The following is a 17,475-nucleotide window of genomic DNA, read 5'->3' as shown; positions in this document are numbered from 1 at the left end:
CGTTATGGGAGAAGTGCTGCGAACCCGGAGGCCAGGATTCGCAGCACTTCTCGCCATACAACAAAAATAAGGGATGCGATATGAAGCCACACCCAACCGGCCTGAAGCGTGGACTCTCCGCTCGGCACATTCGATTCATGGCCCTTGGCTCAGCCATCGGCACCGGCTTGTTCTACGGTTCCGCGTCGGCGATCCAGATGGCGGGGCCGGCCGTGTTGCTGGCCTATCTGATCGGTGGCGCAGCGGTGTTCATGGTCATGCGTGCCCTTGGCGAAATGGCCGTGCATAACCCTGTGTCTGGCTCGTTCGGCCAATACGCCAGCACGTATCTCGGGCCCATGGCAGGCTTTGTCCTGGGCTGGACCTACGCCTTTGAAATGATCATCGTCTGCCTCGCCGACGTGACCGCATTCGGTATTTATATGGGGTTCTGGTTCCCCGATGTGCCGCGCTGGATCTGGGTGCTGAGCATCGTATTCCTGATCGGCGCGCTCAATCTGTGCAGCGTCAAAGTCTTCGGTGAAACAGAGTTCTGGCTGTCCCTGCTCAAGGTCAGCGCCATCGTCGCAATGATCCTCGGCGGCCTGGGCATCATGCTGTTTGGCATCAGCTCGTCCGGCGCTTCTACTCCTGAAACGGTCGCAGGCATCAGTAATCTCTGGGCCCATGGCGGCTTCATGCCCAACGGGATCGGCGGCCTGATCGCTTCGTTGGCGGTGGTGATGTTCGCCTTCGGCGGCATCGAAATCATCGGCATCACGGCCGGTGAAGCCAAAGACCCACAGCACGTGATCCCCCGTGCGATCAATGCCGTGCCATTGCGCATTCTGTTGTTCTACGTGCTGACGTTGTTCGTGCTGATGTCGATCTACCCTTGGCCACAGATCGGGACCCAAGGCAGTCCATTCGTGCAGATTTTCGACAAACTGGGCATTTCCTCGGCCGCGACCATTCTCAATATCGTGGTGATTTCAGCTGCGGTATCGGCGATCAACAGCGACATTTTCGGTGCCGGACGCATGATGTATGGCCTCGCCGAGCAAGGCCAGGCGCCGAAAAGCTTTGCCCGACTGTCGCGCCAGGGTGTGCCATGGATGAGCGTGCTGGTCATGGGTGCATCCCTGCTTGGCGGCGTGGTTCTCAACTATGTGATCCCGGAAAACGTGTTCCTCGTGATAGCGTCCATCGCGACGTTCGCCACGGTCTGGGTCTGGCTGATGATCCTGTTTACGCAGGTCGCCATGCGTCGTTCAATGGACAGCAAAGAGGTCGCGCAACTGAAATTCCCGGTGCCGTTCTGGCCCTATGCCCCGGCGGCGGCGATCCTGTTCATGCTGTTCATATTTGGCGTGCTGGGTTATTTCCCGGACAGCCGGGCGGCACTGATCGTCGGTGCGATATGGATCGTGCTGCTGGTGATTGCCTACCGGATCTGGGTCAAACCGGGCACACCAAAGGCGCGATTAGTGTCTGAACCTTCTCTTTTCTCACCTCACTGACCTCGGAGGCCGCAGATGAAAACGCTCTGGCAACACTGTCACGTTGCGACCATGGCGCAAGGTAAGTACTCGATCATCGAGGATGCCGCGATCATGACGTCAGGCGAGCACATCGAGTGGATCGGCCCGCAGGCTGAACAACCCGCGTACGACCATACCAACGTCGTCGACCTGGGCGGTGCCTGGGTCACGCCAGGCCTGATCGACTGTCACACGCACACGGTTTTTGGCGGTAACCGCAGCGGCGAATTCGAGCAGCGCTTGCAAGGCGTGAGCTACGCAGAGATCGCGGCGGCCGGTGGCGGCATCGCCAGTACCGTACGCGCCACCCGCGCCGCCAGCGAAGATCAACTCTTCGCCAGTGCAGAGCAGCGTCTCAAGCGCTTGCTCCGCGACGGTGTGACCACGGTGGAAATCAAATCCGGCTACGGCCTGGACCTGGCCAGTGAGCGCAAAATTCTGCGGGTGATCCGTCGGCTGGGTGCAGTGCTCCCGGTCACGGTACGCAGTACGTGCCTGGCCGCCCACGCCTTGCCGCCGGAATACGCCAACCGCGCCGACGACTACATCGACCATATCTGCCACGAGATGCTCCCGGCACTGGCGGCGGAAGGTCTGGTGGACGCGGTGGATGCGTTCTGCGAATACCTGGCGTTCTCGCCCGCGCAGGTTGAGCAGGTGTTTATCACTGCGGCTCAATTGGGCCTGCCGGTGAAACTGCACGCCGAGCAGCTGTCATCCCTGGGCGGCTCCAGCCTCGCGGCGCGCTATCACGCGTTGTCGGCGGATCATCTGGAGTTCATGACCGAAGACGATGCCATCGCCATGGCCGCGTCTGGCACCGTCGCAGTGCTGCTGCCGGGAGCCTTCTACTTTCTTCGGGAAACCCGATTGCCACCCATGGACGCGCTGCGTAAATACGGGGTCAACATCGCGATAGCCACCGACCTGAACCCCGGCACTTCGCCGGCCCTGTCGTTGCGCTTGATGCTGAACATAGCGTGTACGCTGTTCCGCATGACCCCGGAAGAGGCCCTGGCGGGCGTCACCCTCAACGCCGCCAAAGCGCTGGGGCTGGGCGATACCCATGGTTCGCTGGAAGTGGGCAAAATCGCCGACTTCGTGGCGTGGAAGATTGAACGGCCAGCGGACCTGGCTTACTGGCTGGGCGGCGATCTGGACAAGCGGATCGTGCGTCACGGCGCCGAATCACTGGTGTGATACTCAGGAGGTAGGTGTGAATAAGGTTCTGGATTTCAAACGTGGCCGGCTGCCCTTGCTGGTCAGCATGCCCCATGCTGGATTGCGCCTGACCCCGGCGGTCGAAGCGGGCCTGGTGGACGCAGCGCAAAGCCTGCCAGACACCGACTGGCACATCCCGCAGCTGTATGATTTCGCCGGCGAACTCGGCGCCAGCACCCTGGCGGCCGAGTATTCGCGTTTCGTCATCGACCTCAATCGCCCGGCCGATGACAAGCCGTTGTATGCCGGCGCGACCACAGGGCTGTTCCCGGCGACGCTGTTTGACGGCTCGCCGCTGTTCCGCGAAGGCCTGGCACCCAGCGCTGAAGAGCGCGCCCGCTACCTTGCGCTGATTTGGACCCCGTATCACCAAAGGTTGCAGCACGAACTGGCGCGGCTGCGTGACGAATTCGGCTATGCGCTGCTGTTCGATGCGCATTCCATTCGGGGCGAGATTGCGCACCTGTTCGAAGGCCGCCTGCCGGACTTCAACCTCGGTACGTTCAACGGCGCCAGCTGCGACACAACACTGGCCCGCGAGCTGGAAGCGACCTGCGCATCAGCCACCGATTACACCCATGTCCTCAACGGACGCTTCAAGGGCGGCCACATCACCCGCCATTACGGTGACCCTGCCAACAACATCCATGCCGTGCAGCTGGAACTGGTGCAAAACACCTACATGGAAGAGTTCGAACCCTTCAAGTACCGCCCAGACCTGGCCGAGCCCACACAAGAGGTGCTGCAAAACCTGCTGCAAACGCTGATCGACTGGGGACAGAAGCGCTATCCAGGCTGACATCGCGAAAGCATCATGTCAGGCGACCGCTATTTCCTGAGCAACCGCAACCCGTTGAACACCACCAGCAGGCTGACGCCCATGTCGGCAAACACGGCCATCCACATGGTTGCCATGCCGGCGAAGGTGACGATCAGGAACACCGCCTTGATCACCAAAGCGAGAATAATATTCTGCTTGAGAATCGCCGACGTCTGACGTGACAGGCGAATAAAGGCCGGAATCTTGCGCAGATCATCGTCCATCAAGGCGACATCGGCGGTTTCGATTGCAGTGTCAGTCCCCGCCGCCGCCATCGCGAAACCAATCTCGGCGCGAGCCAGGGCTGGCGCATCGTTGATGCCGTCTCCGACCATGCCCACGCGATGACCCCGCGCATAAAGCGCTTCGATGGCCTGCAGTTTGTCTGCTGGCAACAGGTTGCCCTGCGCCTGATCGATACCGACCACATCAGCAATCGCCTTCGCGGTATGCGGATTGTCGCCGGTCAGCATCATGGTTTTGATGCCCAGCGCGTGCAATTCGCGAATCGCCTCACGGCTGCTTTCCTTGACCGTATCGGCAACCGCGAACAGTGCTATCGGGCCGAGGGAATCACACAGCAGCACCACGGATTTCCCCTGGCGCTCCATTGCGTCGAGCTTTAGCTCCAACTCCGGCGAACACAGGCCAAGTTCTTCTACCAACCGGTGATTGCCCAAGTGATAAAGCTGACCACCCACCTCACCGCGCACACCACGACCGGCCAGGGCTTCGAACGCCTGGACCTCATGCAGGGTCAATGACTGCTCAGCCGAGGCTTTGGCAATGGCCTGCGACACAGGGTGATCGGAGCGGCTGGCCAGACTGGCAGCGATGCTCCGCGTGATGTCGCTGATCCCCGGGGCATCGGGGCCTAACGCCAGGTAATCAGTCTGCACGGGCTTGCCGTGGGTAATGGTCCCGGTTTTATCCAGCGCCAGATAGTCGAGCCTGTGCCCGTTTTCCAGGTACACCCCGCCCTTGACCAGAATGCCCTTGCGCGCGGCTGCCGCCAGCCCGCTGACGATGGTCACCGGGGTGGAAATCACCAGCGCACAGGGGCAAGCGACCACCAACAGCACCAGCGCACGGTAGATCCAGTCGAACCAGATAGCGCCCATCAATAGCGGAGGGATCAGCGCCACAGCCAAGGCCAGCAGGAAGACCGCCGGGGTGTAGATTCTAGAGAAGCTGTCGACAAACCGTTGAGTCGGCGCACGCGCACTTTGAGCCGCTTCGACTGCATGAATGATCCGCGCCAGCGTTGAGTGATTCGCCGCTGCAGTCACCCGATATTCCAGCGAGCCCGCCTGATTGATGGTGCCCGCGAAGACTTTGTCCCCAGCGGCTTTTTCTACCGGCAGGCTTTCTCCGGTGATCGGTGCCTGGTCGATGGTCGAGTTACCCGAGACCACTTCACCGTCCAGCCCGATTCGCTCGCCCGGCCGCACGCGCAACAGCGCACCCAACTCGACGGTTTTCACCTCTTGCTTGAGCCATGTACCGTCGGCCTGCTGCACGGTGGCCGACTCGGGGGTCAGCTGCATCAAGCCACCGATGGCGTTACGCGCCCGATCCAGAGACTTGGCTTCGATCAACTCAGCCACGGTGAACAGGAACATCACCATGGCCGCTTCCGGCCATTGACCAATCAACAACGCACCGGTCACGGCGATGCTCATCAACGCATTAATGTTCAGGTTGAAGTTTTTCAGGGCAATCCAGCCCCTTTTGTAGGTGCTCAGGCCACCACTCACAATCGCGACCAACGCCACCAGCGCTACCACCCAGTTGGGTGCCAACTGGGCAAAATGGATCACTTCAGACGCCAACGCGGCCACGCCCGACAACGCCAGCGGCCACCACGGTTTTTTCACCGGCGCAGGAGCAGTCGCATCGGCACTGGCACCCTTCTCAACGGGCTCGGCGTGCATGCCCAGCGAGCTGATCGCTTCGCAGATTGGATCGGTAGACGGCAACTCGTGCCAGACGCCCAGCAGGCGATTGATCAAATTGAACTCGAGCTTGTGCACCCCCGCCAGCTTGCCCAGCTTGTTCTGGATCAGCGTCTGCTCGGTAGGACAATCCATTTGCTCGATACGAAAGCTGCTGAACTGCGCCGAGGACGAAGCGGATTCGTTGAACTGGACGACCGCAGGTGTGGCGGCTGACGAACAGCAGGTGTGCGCATGATCAGCCGCCGCATGGGGCTTGGCGTGGCGATGTTCAGAATGGTCGTGTTCGGAATGCGGATGTTCAGAGCGGCTCATCATCGAGTCCTTGAAGGTGCTTGTTGCCAAGTGAACACCCTGTAGCCACTATAGGGTCAAGCGCGTAAACGAGATTAATCCCCATGAAGATTGGCGAGCTGGCAAAACTGACGGATTGCCAGGTAGAAACCATCCGCTATTACGAACGCGAAGGCCTGCTGCCGCCGCCCGCACGCAGCGATGGCAACTATCGGCTCTACACCCAGGCGCATGTCGAACGGCTGACGTTCATCCGCAACTGTCGCAGCCTGGACATGACCCTCGAAGAAATTCGCAGCCTGCTAAGCCTGCGCGACAGCCCGCAAGACCAGTGCGAGAACGTCAATGCGCTGATCGACGAGCACATCCAGCATGTCAACGCCCGGGTGGCGAGCCTGCAAGCGTTGCAGGCACAGCTACTGGAGCTGCGTCAGCGCTGCATCGATGGCACCCTGGAGCATTGCGGGATCTTGCAGCAGCTGGAAGCCAGCGGAGGGGTTGTGGCGGCAGAGAGTGAACACTCTCATGTGGGAAGAAGCCACGGGCATTGATCGCGTTGCATCAAGACACACCGCGTCGAGACATTTGCCAATGCATTCGCTCCCACAAAGATCTCGAAAGTCCTGTGAGAGCGATCAGCCACAACGCATCACACCGCCATCGGTGCCGTCATCGCCGGATGGTGCTCGTACCCTTCCAGCGTAAAATCGCCTGGTTCGATCAGCTCCAGCCACTCAGGCTGATACACACCGGTCTGGGCGAACGCGGGCACACGCTCGGAGATCACCAATTGCGGTGCCGGGAATGGCTCGCGCTTGAGCTGTTCGTTGAGCATGTCCAGATGGTTTTCATAGACGTGGGCATCACCGATGAAATAGGTGAACCAGCGCGGCGTGTAACCGGTCAAGCGACCAATCAACGACAGCAACGCCGCGCCTTCGGTCAGGTTGAACGGCGTGCCCAGTCCGAGATCGTTGGAGCGTATGTACAGCGTCAGGGAGATCTCGCGAGTCTCCTGGTTCGCGTGGAACTGGTAGAGCAGGTGGCACGGCGGCAGCGCCATTTCATCGAGCTGAGCGCAGTTCCAGCCGTGGAACAAAATCCGGCGGCTGCCAGGGTCTTTGATGATGGTGTCGACGCACTGGCGAATCTGGTCGATGGCCTTGTACAACACGACGTAGGCCTGGCCGTCTTCTTCGGACTGAGCGATCTGCTGATAACCCTGACTGATTGCCCGTTCGATGGCCGCAGGATTGCTGCTCTCAATCCTTTTGTAGGCTGGCCATTTACGCCACTGCACACCGTAGATTTCGCCCAGATCGTCTTCGCCCTTGCGGAACGGATTGTCCAGCCACTGCGCGTTTTCGTTGGCGTTCTGGTCCCAGACTTTACAGCCCAGCGCACGGAATTCGGCGGCGTTATTCACCCCGCGCAGGAAGCCGACCATTTCGCCGACAGCCGATTTGAAGGCCATGCGCCGGGTGGTGATCGCCGGGAAACCTTCCTTCAGGTCATAACGCAACATCGCGCCGGGGAAGCTGATGGTCTTCACTCCGGTACGGTTGGCCTGCAAGGTCCCGTTCTTGATCACATGGGCGACTAAATCCAGATATTGCTTCATAAATTACCTGTATCGGTGAACTCGCCGGGCAGTATCCCCGGCGTTTAGTGTTAAACCGCAGCGTTTTTGGCCGAGGGAGCGCGGTGATAAGCCAGCCAGATCAACAACAGACCACCGATGATCATCGGCAGGCTAAGGATCTGCCCCATGGTGACCCAGCCCCAGGCCAGATAGCCCAGTTGCACATCCGGCACGCGAACGAACTCGACGACAAAACGGAAAATCCCGTAAAACAGGGCGAACATCCCCGAAACGGCCATCGTTGGGCGCGGTTTACGCGAGAACAGCCAGAGAATCAGGAACAGCGCCACGCCTTCCAGAGCGAACTGATACAGCTGCGACGGATGACGCGCCAACTGCGCCGGATCGCTGAACGGCGGGAAGACCATCGCCCACGGCACATCGGTCGGTTTGCCCCATAACTCGGCGTTGATGAAGTTGCCAATGCGCCCGGCCCCCAAACCAATCGGCACCATCGGCGCGACAAAATCCATCAACTCGAAGAACGACTTGCCGTTGCGTTTGCCGAACCACCAGGCCGCCAGCATCACGCCGATAAACCCGCCGTGGAATGCCATACCGCCTTTCCAGACTTCGAAAATCAACAGTGGATTGGCGATATACGCGCTCAAATCGTAGAACAGCACGTAACCCAGTCGGCCGCCGACAATCACGCCCATGGCGAGCCAAAAGATCAGATCGGAGAGCTTTTCCTTGGTCCAGGTCGGGTCGAAACGGTTCAGACGGCGTGAAGCGAGTAACCATGCACCGCCAATACCAACCAGGTACATCAAGCCGTACCAATGGATTTTCAGCGGGCCAATGGCCAATGCAACCGGATCAATCTGCGGGTAAGGCAGCATTGCGACTCCTCAAATAAAACGCTCTAGTCACTAGAGCTACTGAACCAGAAAGCTTATACCCACGCACAGCAGCAGCGCGGCGAACATTCGTTTCAACAAGCGTGGCGACAGTGTATGCGCCAGTCGGGCGCCGAAGCGCGCAAAAATCATACTGGTCAAGGCGATACCCAGCAGCGCCGGCAAGTAGATGAACCCCAGGCTGTGCGCAGGCAACCGCGGGTCATGCCAGCCCAGGATCATGAAGCTCAAGGCGCTGGCCACCGCAATCGGGAAGCCACAGGCCGACGAGGTTGCGACTGCCTGCCGCATCGGCACGCTGCGCCAGACCAGAAACGGCACGGTCAGCGAGCCGCCACCGATGCCAAAGATGGCCGAGGCCCAGCCGAGAACAGTGCCCGCGAGTGTCAGACCCACCTTGCCCGGCACGCCGCGACTGGCCTTGGGCTTGAACTCGGCAAATAACTGCAAGGCCACCAACACGGCGAACACGCCAATGATCTTTTGCAGGTGCGGGCCGGCGATGGCTTTTGCCGTCAGCGCGCCAAACCCGGCCCCCACGAGGATACCCACGGTCATCCAGATAAAAATTGCCCAGCGCACCGCGCCGAGACGGTGATGCTCGCGCACCGCGTTGATCGAGGTAAAAATGATGGTTGCCAGCGATGTGCCAACTGCCAGGTGGGTCAATATCGACGGATCGAAGCCTTGCAGGGTGAAACTGTAGACCAACACCGGAACGATGATGATCCCGCCACCCACACCAAACAGCCCCGCCAGCACGCCGGCGCCGGCGCCCAATAGCAAATAGAGCAGGAATTCCATGGGTGTCCCTCAAATCAGTCAGGCATGGTAACGGAAGCACGGCACTCAGCTCTAGCGGTGAGCGATGTGATGTACGCTTGATCCGTAAGGTAGAGTGAAGAAAAAAGGAGTCCCGCATGTGCCTGATTGTCTTCGCCTGGCGCCCTGCTCATCGCCAGCCATTGGTCGTCGCCGCCAATCGCGATGAGTTTTATGCGCGCCCGACCGTGCCGCTGGCCCAGTGGCCAGAGGCACCCGACGTATATGCCGGACGTGACCTTGAGGCGGGTGGAACCTGGCTGGGTATCGGCGCTGATGGGCGCTTTGCCGCCTTGACCAATATCCGCAACCCGAATCAGCCGCTGGGGCGTCGCTCTCGAGGCGAGCTGGTGGCGCAATTTCTGTGTGGCGAGCAATCGATGGAGGACTATCTGGCCGAAGTGGTGGGCCGCTCCGATGAGTACGCGGGCTTCAATCTGTTGCTCGGGAATGCCGAAGCGCTGTATTACCTGAGCGCCGTGAATCCGCACCCGCAACGCCTGGAGGAAGGCGTCTATGGCGTGTCGAACGCAAGCCTGGATACGCCGTGGCCGAAACTGCTGAAGGCCAAGGCCGCCCTGGTCGCGCAGCTGGACGACCCGCAGCCGTCGGGGCTTCTGACCTTGCTGCGAGATCCGGCGACAGCGCCGTTCGCTGAATTGCCCGATACCGGCGTGGGCCTGGCCACCGAGAGCTTACTGTCGAGCGTATTCATCGCCAGCCCCAGCTACGGCACCCGCGCCAGCAGCGCGCTGATCGTCAACGCCGACGGCAGCCGCCACTTCGTCGAGCACAGTTTCGGGCCCTATGGCGGGCACTTGGGTGAGGTTGAGTTGCGGGTTTAGGGCGTTGGTGTCACTCCCTTGCAGGCGCTGCCGAAGGCTGCGAATCGGGCCGGGGTCCGACCGAAGACCCCGGCCTTTCGCAGACAAGTCTGCTCCTACGGCATAGCGGCCAGAAGCTGAGACCGTGTGGGCACAATGCTTTTGATAGGTAGGAGCTGACTTGTCTGCGAATAAGCCCGGCACGGGCTTCCGGCAGGTTTGGGTTTGACCCTAAACTGGCGGACGGTATCTACAGTAAGCCGCAGCACCTTGTAAGAGCGTGGGGACACCCTGTGCTTGCCCGCGATGGCTGAGTGTCAGGCGCTAAAGGTCAATGCCCTTTCACCGATGCCGGGTTGATCATCCGCGACAGGCCCAGGTTTTTCAGGGCCAGTTGCAGGGAGCTGTGGATCACTTGCGGGTTGTCGATGGTCATCAACTGCGCCAGCAGTTCCTTGGCTTTGCTCAGGTTGATCTGACGCAACATCCACTTCACTTTCGGCAGGTTGGTGGCGTTCATCGACAGGCTGTCGAAGCCCATCGCCATCAACAGCACGGCCGCCGCCGGGTCGCCAGCCATTTCACCGCAGATGCTGACCGGCTTGCCTTCGGCGTGAGCATCGCGCACTACATTTTGCAGGGCTTGCAGCACGGCCGGGTGCAGGTAGTCATACAGGTCGGCTACACGCGGGTTGTTGCGGTCGACCGCCAACAAATATTGAGTCAAGTCGTTGGAGCCCACTGACAGGAAGTCCACCTGACGCGCCAGTTCGCGCGTCTGGTAAACCGCTGCCGGGATTTCGATCATCACGCCAATCGGCGGCATCGGCACGTCGGTGCCTTCGTCGCGCACTTCACCCCAGGCGCGGTGGATCAGGTGCAGCGCCTCTTCCAGCTCATGGGTGCCCGAAATCATGGGCAGCAGGATCTTCAGGTTGTTCAAGCCTTCGCTGGCCTTGAGCATCGCCCGGGTCTGCACCAGGAAGATTTCCGGGTGATCGAGGGTAACGCGAATCCCGCGCCAGCCGAGGAACGGGTTGTCTTCCTTGATCGGGAAGTACGAGAGCGATTTGTCGCCACCAATGTCCAGGCTGCGCATGGTGACTGGCAGCGGATGAAAGGCCGCCAGTTGTTCGCGATAAATCGCCAGCTGTTCTTTTTCGCTCGGGAAGCGCTGATTGATCATGAACGGCACTTCGGTGCGGTACAGGCCCACCCCTTCGGCGCCACGCTGCTGAGCACGGGCGACATCGGCCAGCAGGCCGGTGTTGACCCACAATGGCATGCGATGCCCGTCCAGGGTCACACACGGCAGCTCACGCAGGGCATCGAGGCCCTGGGACAGTTGCCGTTCTTCTTCAACCACCTCGGCGTACTGCTTGCGCATGATCTCGCTGGGGTTGGTGAAGACTTCGCCGTGGTAGCCGTCGACGATCAACTGAATGCCATCGACCTTGGAGTACGGCAGATCAACCACGCCCATGACCGTGGGGATACCCATGGCCCGAGCCAGAATCGCGACGTGGGAGTTGCCGGAACCGAGTACCGAGATCAAGCCGACCAGCTTGCCTTCCGGCACTTCGCCGAGCATGGCCGGTGACAGCTCTTCGCTGACCAGAATAGTGTTATCGGGGTAGACCAGCGTCTGCTGGCGCGCCTCCTGGAGATAGGCCAACAGGCGGCGGCCCAGGTCTTTGACGTCGGACGCCCGCTCACGCAGGTAAGCGTCGTCCATCAATTCGAAACGTTTGACGTGCTCGCTGACCACTTGGCGCAACGCGCCTTGTGCCCACTGCCCGGTCTTGATTACGTCGGTCACTTCGCTGCCCAGCGAAGCGTCGTCGAGCATCATCAGGTAAACGTCGAACAATGCGCGCTCTTCGGGGCGCAACTGGGTGGCAAGCTTGGCCGACAGCGAGCGCATGTCGCCGCGCACGCCTTCCAGGGCATTCTGGAACAAGGCCAGTTCGGCTTTGATGTCGCTGACGGTTTTGTCCGGCACGACTTCAAGATCAGCCGGCGGCAACATGACGAAAGCCGTACCCACTGCTGCGCCCGGCGAACCCGGCACACCGACGAATCGGGCTTCCTGAATGCCTTTGCCCTGACGGCCCAGCCCACGGATCGAGCCGGTGGCCTCAGCGTGGGCGATAACACCCGCCAACTGGGCGCTCATGGTCACGAGGAAGGCTTCTTCGCCCTCGTCGAACTGACGCCGCTCCTTTTGCTGGATGACCAATACGCCGACCACACGACGGTGGTGGATGATCGGCGCACCCAGGAAGGACGCGTAGCGCTCTTCGCCCGTCTCGGCAAAGTAGCGATAACGCGGGTGATCAGCAGCGTTTTCGAGGTTCAGCGGTTCTTCGCGGGTGCCCACGAGGCCAACCAGGCCTTCGTTGGGCGCCATGCTGACCTTGCCGATAGAGCGCTTGTTCAGGCCCTCGGTGGCCATCAACACGAAGCGGTTGGATTCAGGGTCGAGCAAATAGACCGAGCAGACTTGGCTGCCCATGGCCTCTTTGACGCGTAACACAATAATCCCCAACGCCGCCTTGAGATCCTTGGCGGAGTTAACTTCCTGGACGATCTTGCGCAGCGTATTGAGCATGGCTCGGGGTCGAACTCCGTCGTCAGTCGCGCGCTAGCAGGCGCGGGGCAAGCTCTTTAAGGGCGCGTCGATACACCTCGCGCTTGAATGTCACCACCTGGCCCAACGGATACCAATAACTGACCCAACGCCAGCCATCAAATTCCGGTTTACCGGTCAAATCCATCCGCACCTGCTGCTCGTTGGAGATCAGGCGCAGGAGAAACCACTTCTGTTTCTGGCCGATGCACAGCGGTTGACTGTGGGTACGGACCAAACGTTGCGGCAAACGATAACGCAACCAGCCCCGGGTGCAGGCGAGAATTTGCACATCATGCCGTTCCAGCCCGACTTCTTCATTCAATTCGCGGTACAAAGCGTCTTCCGGCGTCTCCTGAGGGTTGATTCCACCTTGAGGAAACTGCCAGGCATCTTGGTTGATTCGCCGAGCCCATAAGACCTGGCCAGCATCATTTGTCAGAATAATCCCGACATTAGGGCGAAAACCATCGGGGTCGATCACGGCAACAACCTCGTAAACGCATGTTGCCGCATTGTTCCACAAAGATTATGAAAGCAGCAACGAGGCTGCGCAGCTTATGTGCACTCTTGTGAAAACGCCGTATTCTGGTGGCCTTTTTTCAGCTATTTCAGTGAGTAACTCCATGCGCCTGGCTTTATTCGACCTTGATAACACACTTCTGGGTGGCGACAGCGACCACGCTTGGGGCGATTACCTATGCGAACGCGGCATTCTTGACGCCATCGCCTACAAGGCGCGCAACGACGCGTTTTACCAGGATTACCTGGCGGGCACCCTGAACCTGAACGATTACCTGAACTTCAGCCTGGAAATCCTCGGCCGTACCGAGATGGCTCAGCTGGATCAATGGCACCGCGAGTTCATGCGCGACTGCATTGAGCCGATCATTCTGCCCAAAGCCGAAGCGTTGCTGGCCAAACACCGTGAAGCAGGCGACAAACTGGTGATCATCACCGCCACCAACCGATTTGTTACGGCACCGATAGTGACGCGCCTCGGTGTGGATACCCTGCTTGCCACCGAATGCGAAATCATCGACGGGCGCTACAGCGGCCGCACCATCCATATACCCTGCTTTCGTGAAGGCAAAGTGACGCGCCTGAACCTCTGGCTTGAGGAAACCGGCTTGAACCTGGACGACAGCTATTTCTACAGCGACTCGATGAACGATCTGCCACTGCTGGAGCAAGTCGCCAACCCGGTAGCGGTCGACCCCGACTCACAACTGCGCGCCGAAGCCAAACGTCGCGGCTGGCCGGTGATTACGCTGCGTAAGTGACCCTCATTGCGACCCTTCGCGGTCAGGCCTGCGAATAAGGTCCGAAGGACCTTAACGGGTCATCGGTCAGACCGGCTTGGCGCCCATCAACCCGGCAATCGCGATAAAACACAGACCGCTGAACACGGCGAGCGCCACGGTGAGTTTCGGGTTACCTGTTGCGCCCGGTACGCGCAGGCGGTTCAGTCTCACCAGCAGCCACAACCAGCTCAGGCTGCCGAACAGATACAGCACTTCTGCGGTCAACAGCCAAGTCTGACTGAGCGGCCAGCCGCCGTAATGCACCAGCCACCAGCCGCTGACGGGCAAGGTCAGCATGCATAGGCCCATCAAGGCCCAAACGAGCACCCAAGGCAGTTGCAACGTACGGTTCTGGACCAGTGCGTCGCCCGCAAAACGGCCGCGAATGACCCAGCCCGCAAGTCCCAGGGCACTGAGTACAAACAGCACCGTTGCCACGCTGTGCACGATTTTTAGGGCGGTGAAAGTTTCCATATTCTTTGAATCCCTGTCAGATCATTGTCGTCAGCGTAGCAGCGCGCCCCTCATCCCAGCGTTTTATCCCAGGAAGAGCTTGTACGCCGGGTTATCCGTTTCATCCCAGTATGGATAACCGATCTCGGCCAGTGCCGCAGGGATCAGGTGACGCTCCTCTTCCGGCACCACCAGCCCCGCCATGACCCGGCCATCTGCCGCGCCGTGGTTGCGGTAGTGAAACATCGAGATATTCCACTGGCCGCCGAGCTTGTTCAGGAAGTTGAACAGCGCGCCGGGACGCTCGGGGAATTCGAAGCGGAACACCACTTCATCGCTGACCCGTGGCGCATGGCCACCGACCATGTGCCGAATATGCAGCTTCGCCAGTTCGTTATGGGTCAGGTCCAGCACCGGGAAGCCCTGTTCGGTCAGGCTGCTGAGCAGCGCGGCGCGCGGGTCGTTTTCCGGGTGGGTCTGCACGCCGACGAAGATGTGCGCTTCGCGATCGGTGTGATAGCGGTAGTTGAATTCGGTGATCTGGCGCTTGCCGATGGCTTTGCAGAAGGCTTTGAAGCTGCCCGGCTTCTCGGGAATGGTCACCGCGATGATCGCTTCGCGGCCTTCGCCCAGCTCGGCGCGTTCGGCAACGTGGCGCAGACGGTCGAAGTTGACGTTGGCCCCGGAGTCGATGGCCACCAGGGTCTGACCACTGACGCCGTACCGCTCGACGTACTTCTTGATCCCGGCCACGCCCAATGCGCCGGCAGGCTCAGTGATCGAGCGGGTGTCGTCGTAGATGTCCTTGATCGCCGCACAGATTTCATCAGTGCTGACGGTGATCACGTCGTCGACGTAATCCTTGCAGACATCGAAGGTGTGCTTGCCGATCTGCGCCACCGCCACGCCATCGGCAAACAGACCGACCTGACTCAGCACCACGCGCTCGCCTGCGGCCATGGCCGCTTGCAGGCAGTTGGAGTCGTCCGGCTCGACGCCGATCACCTTGATCTCCGGGCGCAGGTATTTCACGTACGCTGCGATGCCCGCGATCAAACCGCCACCGCCCACCGGGACAAAAATCGCGTCCAGACGACCCGGATGCTGACGCAGGATCTCCATCGCCACGGTGCCTTGCCCGGCAATGGTGTCCGGGTCGTCATACGGGTGGACGTAGACGTAGCCTTTTTCTTCGACCAGTTTCAGGGAGAACGCCAGCGCCTCGGGGAACGAGTCGCCGTGCAATACCACCTTGCCGCCGCGCGAACGCACGCCTTCGACCTTGATCTCGGGGGTGGTTTTTGGCATGACGATCGTGGCTTTGACCCCCAATACCTTGGCCGCCAACGCCAACCCCTGCGCGTGATTGCCGGCCGACGCGGTGACCACGCCCTTGGCCCGTTCGGCTTCGCTCAGTTGCGTCAGCTTGTTGTACGCGCCGCGAATCTTGAACGAGAACACCGGCTGCAAGTCTTCGCGCTTGAGCAATATCTGATTGCAGAGGCGCTCGGACAGCTGGCGAGCCTGCTGCAAGGGGGTTTCAACGGCCACGTCATAGACGCGCGAGGTGAGGATTTTCTTGACGTACTGTTCAAGCATCGGGAAAGCATCACTGGCGAATGGGGACGAGGTCGCGAAGTTTAACCCAGCACTCAGATACACGCCCACACGAATGACAGGGTTTTACGCCTGCCATGCCGCTATAATGCGCGTCCTTTTGCACACCTTTGGCACCGTGGAGCACGCATGACCCAGGATCAACTCAAACAGGCCGTGGCCCAAGCCGCTGTCGACTTCATCCTTCCAAAACTCAACGACAAGAGCGTTGTGGGTGTGGGTACCGGCTCCACGGCCAACTGTTTCATTGATGCGCTGGCCAAACACAAGGGTGCGTTCGACGGTGCTGTCGCCAGTTCCGAAGCCACTGCAGCGCGCCTCAAGGGCCACGGCATTCCGGTGTATGAACTGAATACCGTCAGTGACTTGGAGTTTTACATCGACGGTGCTGACGAAGCCGATGAGCACCTGCACCTGATCAAAGGCGGCGGCGCTGCGTTGACCCGGGAAAAAATCGTTGCGGCCGTGGCCCAGACCTTCATCTGCATCGCCGATGGCAGCAAGCTGGTGTCCGTGCTGGGTGCTTTCCCGCTGCCCGTCGAAGTGATCCCTATGGCCCGCAGCCATGTGGCCCGTCAGCTAGTGAAACTGGGCGGCGATCCGGTGTATCGCGAAGGCGTGGTGACCGACAACGGCAATATCATCCTCGACGTGTTCAACCTGAACATCACCAACCCGGTGGAGCTGGAAACCCAAATCAACGCCATCGTCGGAGTGGTCACCAACGGGTTGTTCGCTGCGCGTCCGGCTGACTTGCTGTTCTTGGGTACGGCTGAAGGCGTGAAGACACTTAAACGCTGAGACTACATTTGCAGCGGGACGCGTCCCGCTGCGAATGGTTTAGCGCACGCTGCTTTCGAAACGGCTCTTGCCGGTCAGCTCCAGCACGATTTCATCGCCCACATTGAGCGGACCGACACCCGCAGGGGTTCCGGTCATGATCACGTCACCGGCCTGCAAGGAGAAGTTCGACGCCATGTACTGAATCATCGGCACGATAGGGTTGAGCATCGCGCTGCTGTTGCCGTCCTGGCGCACTTCACCGTTGATGGTCAGGCGAATGCCGATATCGGTCAGGTCTTCATAGGCGTCAGCCGAGACGAAGGGCGCCAATACCGCAGCACCGTCAAACGACTTGGCGATCTCCCAAGGCAGGCCCTTTTCCTTGAGCCTGGACTGAACGTCACGCAAGGTCAGGTCGAGGCCAGGCGCAAAACCGGTGATCGCATCCAGCACTTCTTCACGCGACGGGTTACGCGTCAACGGTTTGCCGATCAACACCACGATTTCGGCTTCGTAGTGCACCGAGCCACGGTCGGCCGGAATAGTGAAACCACCGTCCAAAGCCACCACGCAACTGCCGGGCTTGATAAACAACAGCGGTTCGGTCGGCACCGGGTTATCCAGTTCCTTGGCGTGTTCGGCGTAGTTACGGCCGATACAGACGACTTTACCCACCGGGAAGTGGATCCGCGTACCGTCTACATACTGGTGCTGATAGCTCATGGGCGACT

At 60.1% G+C, this 17,475-nt stretch carries 16 protein-coding genes; 7 read left to right on the top strand and 9 right to left on the bottom strand.

The window, feature by feature from the left end; genetic code table 11:
• Positions 1-80 precede the first annotated feature (80 nt).
• The 3 genes from RHM55_RS16640 to hutG are packed head-to-tail and all read left to right on the top strand — an operon-like array spanning position 81 to position 3,540.
• Positions 81-1,499, top strand: a complete 1,419-nt coding sequence (locus tag RHM55_RS16640; protein ID WP_322177413.1) for an amino acid permease — start codon at positions 81-83, stop codon at positions 1,497-1,499.
• A gap of 15 nt (positions 1,500-1,514) precedes the next feature.
• Positions 1,515-2,720, top strand: a complete 1,206-nt coding sequence (gene hutI / locus RHM55_RS16635) for an imidazolonepropionase (RefSeq protein ID WP_322177412.1) — start codon at positions 1,515-1,517, stop codon at positions 2,718-2,720.
• A gap of 16 nt (positions 2,721-2,736) precedes the next feature.
• Positions 2,737-3,540, top strand: coding sequence for an N-formylglutamate deformylase (gene hutG, locus RHM55_RS16630; RefSeq protein ID WP_322177411.1), 804 nt, complete (start codon positions 2,737-2,739; stop codon positions 3,538-3,540).
• Positions 3,541-3,569: 29 nt separating this feature from the next.
• Here hutG and RHM55_RS16625 read toward each other — a convergent pair whose 3' ends face one another.
• Positions 3,570-5,834, bottom strand: a complete 2,265-nt coding sequence (locus RHM55_RS16625; protein ID WP_416152022.1) for a heavy metal translocating P-type ATPase — start codon at positions 5,832-5,834, stop codon at positions 3,570-3,572.
• An 80-nt stretch (positions 5,835-5,914) separates the two neighbouring features.
• Between RHM55_RS16625 and cadR the strand changes: the two genes are divergently transcribed.
• Positions 5,915-6,361, top strand: coding sequence for a Cd(II)/Pb(II)-responsive transcriptional regulator (gene cadR, locus RHM55_RS16620; RefSeq protein ID WP_322177409.1), 447 nt, complete (start codon positions 5,915-5,917; stop codon positions 6,359-6,361).
• Positions 6,362-6,459: 98 nt separating this feature from the next.
• Here the strand turns inward: cadR and RHM55_RS16615 are convergent, their stop codons facing one another.
• Genes RHM55_RS16615 through RHM55_RS16605 form a run of 3 tightly spaced genes read right to left on the bottom strand, consistent with a single transcriptional unit; the run spans position 6,460 to position 9,116 of the window.
• Positions 6,460-7,431, bottom strand: a complete 972-nt coding sequence (locus RHM55_RS16615; RefSeq protein ID WP_322177408.1) for a thymidylate synthase — start codon at positions 7,429-7,431, stop codon at positions 6,460-6,462.
• A gap of 50 nt (positions 7,432-7,481) precedes the next feature.
• Complete coding sequence (gene lgt, locus RHM55_RS16610; RefSeq protein WP_322177407.1) at positions 7,482-8,294, bottom strand: prolipoprotein diacylglyceryl transferase; 813 nt, start codon at positions 8,292-8,294, stop codon at positions 7,482-7,484.
• Positions 8,295-8,330: 36 nt separating this feature from the next.
• Positions 8,331-9,116: a sulfite exporter TauE/SafE family protein gene (locus tag RHM55_RS16605; protein WP_322177406.1), complete on the bottom strand. Its 786-nt coding sequence runs from the start codon at positions 9,114-9,116 to the stop codon at positions 8,331-8,333.
• 116 nt (positions 9,117-9,232) lie between these two features.
• Between RHM55_RS16605 and RHM55_RS16600 the strand changes: the two genes are divergently transcribed.
• The gene (locus RHM55_RS16600) at positions 9,233-9,979 is read left to right on the top strand and encodes an NRDE family protein (RefSeq protein WP_322177405.1); all 747 of its coding nucleotides are present in this window, start codon (positions 9,233-9,235) and stop codon (positions 9,977-9,979) included.
• 310 nt (positions 9,980-10,289) lie between these two features.
• On the opposite strand, the gene ptsP is transcribed toward RHM55_RS16600, so the two are convergent.
• Positions 10,290-12,569 (bottom strand): phosphoenolpyruvate--protein phosphotransferase, encoded by a 2,280-nt coding sequence (ptsP, locus tag RHM55_RS16595; protein WP_219063619.1) that lies wholly within the window; start codon positions 12,567-12,569, stop codon positions 10,290-10,292.
• A 22-nt stretch (positions 12,570-12,591) separates the two neighbouring features.
• Entirely contained in the window at positions 12,592-13,071 is a 480-nt protein-coding gene (locus tag RHM55_RS16590) for an RNA pyrophosphohydrolase (RefSeq protein WP_322177404.1), read from the bottom strand.
• A 142-nt stretch (positions 13,072-13,213) separates the two neighbouring features.
• On the opposite strand from RHM55_RS16590, the gene RHM55_RS16585 reads away from it, so the two are divergent.
• The gene (locus tag RHM55_RS16585; RefSeq protein ID WP_322177403.1) at positions 13,214-13,870 is read left to right on the top strand and encodes an HAD family hydrolase; all 657 of its coding nucleotides are present in this window, start codon (positions 13,214-13,216) and stop codon (positions 13,868-13,870) included.
• A 66-nt stretch (positions 13,871-13,936) separates the two neighbouring features.
• On the opposite strand, the gene RHM55_RS16580 is transcribed toward RHM55_RS16585, so the two are convergent.
• Both RHM55_RS16580 and ilvA read right to left on the bottom strand, forming a co-directional pair.
• Entirely contained in the window at positions 13,937-14,365 is a 429-nt protein-coding gene (locus RHM55_RS16580) for a DUF2269 family protein (protein WP_322177402.1), read from the bottom strand.
• 63 nt (positions 14,366-14,428) lie between these two features.
• The gene (gene ilvA, locus RHM55_RS16575) at positions 14,429-15,943 is read right to left on the bottom strand and encodes a threonine ammonia-lyase, biosynthetic (RefSeq protein ID WP_322177401.1); all 1,515 of its coding nucleotides are present in this window, start codon (positions 15,941-15,943) and stop codon (positions 14,429-14,431) included.
• Between the two features lie 147 nt (positions 15,944-16,090).
• Between ilvA and rpiA the strand changes: the two genes are divergently transcribed.
• The gene (gene rpiA, locus RHM55_RS16570) at positions 16,091-16,762 is read left to right on the top strand and encodes a ribose-5-phosphate isomerase RpiA (RefSeq protein ID WP_322177400.1); all 672 of its coding nucleotides are present in this window, start codon (positions 16,091-16,093) and stop codon (positions 16,760-16,762) included.
• A 39-nt stretch (positions 16,763-16,801) separates the two neighbouring features.
• Here rpiA and RHM55_RS16565 read toward each other — a convergent pair whose 3' ends face one another.
• Entirely contained in the window at positions 16,802-17,467 is a 666-nt protein-coding gene (locus tag RHM55_RS16565; RefSeq protein WP_322177399.1) for a fumarylacetoacetate hydrolase family protein, read from the bottom strand.
• Positions 17,468-17,475 lie beyond the last annotated feature (8 nt).

The organism is Pseudomonas sp. MH9.2 (assembly GCF_034353875.1).
In the GTDB taxonomy this organism is placed as follows: Bacteria; Pseudomonadota; Gammaproteobacteria; order Pseudomonadales; family Pseudomonadaceae; genus Aquipseudomonas.
This window is presented reverse-complemented; position numbering and strand designations above follow the sequence as displayed.

What these genes read in the sequence shown, in the direction of transcription:
- RHM55_RS16625 (WP_416152022.1), bottom strand. Translation starts at nt 5,834, where the DNA reads ATGATGAGCCGCTCTGAACATCCGCATTCCGAACACGACCATTCTGAA.
- RHM55_RS16640 (WP_322177413.1), top strand. Translation starts at nt 81, where the DNA reads ATGAAGCCACACCCAACCGGCCTGAAGCGTGGACTCTCCGCTCGGCAC.
- RHM55_RS16600 (WP_322177405.1), top strand. Translation starts at nt 9,233, where the DNA reads ATGTGCCTGATTGTCTTCGCCTGGCGCCCTGCTCATCGCCAGCCATTG.
- rpiA (WP_322177400.1), top strand. Translation starts at nt 16,091, where the DNA reads ATGACCCAGGATCAACTCAAACAGGCCGTGGCCCAAGCCGCTGTCGAC.
- ptsP (WP_219063619.1), bottom strand. Translation starts at nt 12,569, where the DNA reads ATGCTCAATACGCTGCGCAAGATCGTCCAGGAAGTTAACTCCGCCAAG.
- RHM55_RS16615 (WP_322177408.1), bottom strand. Translation starts at nt 7,431, where the DNA reads ATGAAGCAATATCTGGATTTAGTCGCCCATGTGATCAAGAACGGGACC.
- RHM55_RS16580 (WP_322177402.1), bottom strand. Translation starts at nt 14,365, where the DNA reads ATGGAAACTTTCACCGCCCTAAAAATCGTGCACAGCGTGGCAACGGTG.
- RHM55_RS16605 (WP_322177406.1), bottom strand. Translation starts at nt 9,116, where the DNA reads ATGGAATTCCTGCTCTATTTGCTATTGGGCGCCGGCGCCGGCGTGCTG.
- cadR (WP_322177409.1), top strand. Translation starts at nt 5,915, where the DNA reads ATGAAGATTGGCGAGCTGGCAAAACTGACGGATTGCCAGGTAGAAACC.
- ilvA (WP_322177401.1), bottom strand. Translation starts at nt 15,943, where the DNA reads ATGCTTGAACAGTACGTCAAGAAAATCCTCACCTCGCGCGTCTATGAC.
- lgt (WP_322177407.1), bottom strand. Translation starts at nt 8,294, where the DNA reads ATGCTGCCTTACCCGCAGATTGATCCGGTTGCATTGGCCATTGGCCCG.
- RHM55_RS16585 (WP_322177403.1), top strand. Translation starts at nt 13,214, where the DNA reads ATGCGCCTGGCTTTATTCGACCTTGATAACACACTTCTGGGTGGCGAC.
- RHM55_RS16565 (WP_322177399.1), bottom strand. Translation starts at nt 17,467, where the DNA reads ATGAGCTATCAGCACCAGTATGTAGACGGTACGCGGATCCACTTCCCG.
- hutI (WP_322177412.1), top strand. Translation starts at nt 1,515, where the DNA reads ATGAAAACGCTCTGGCAACACTGTCACGTTGCGACCATGGCGCAAGGT.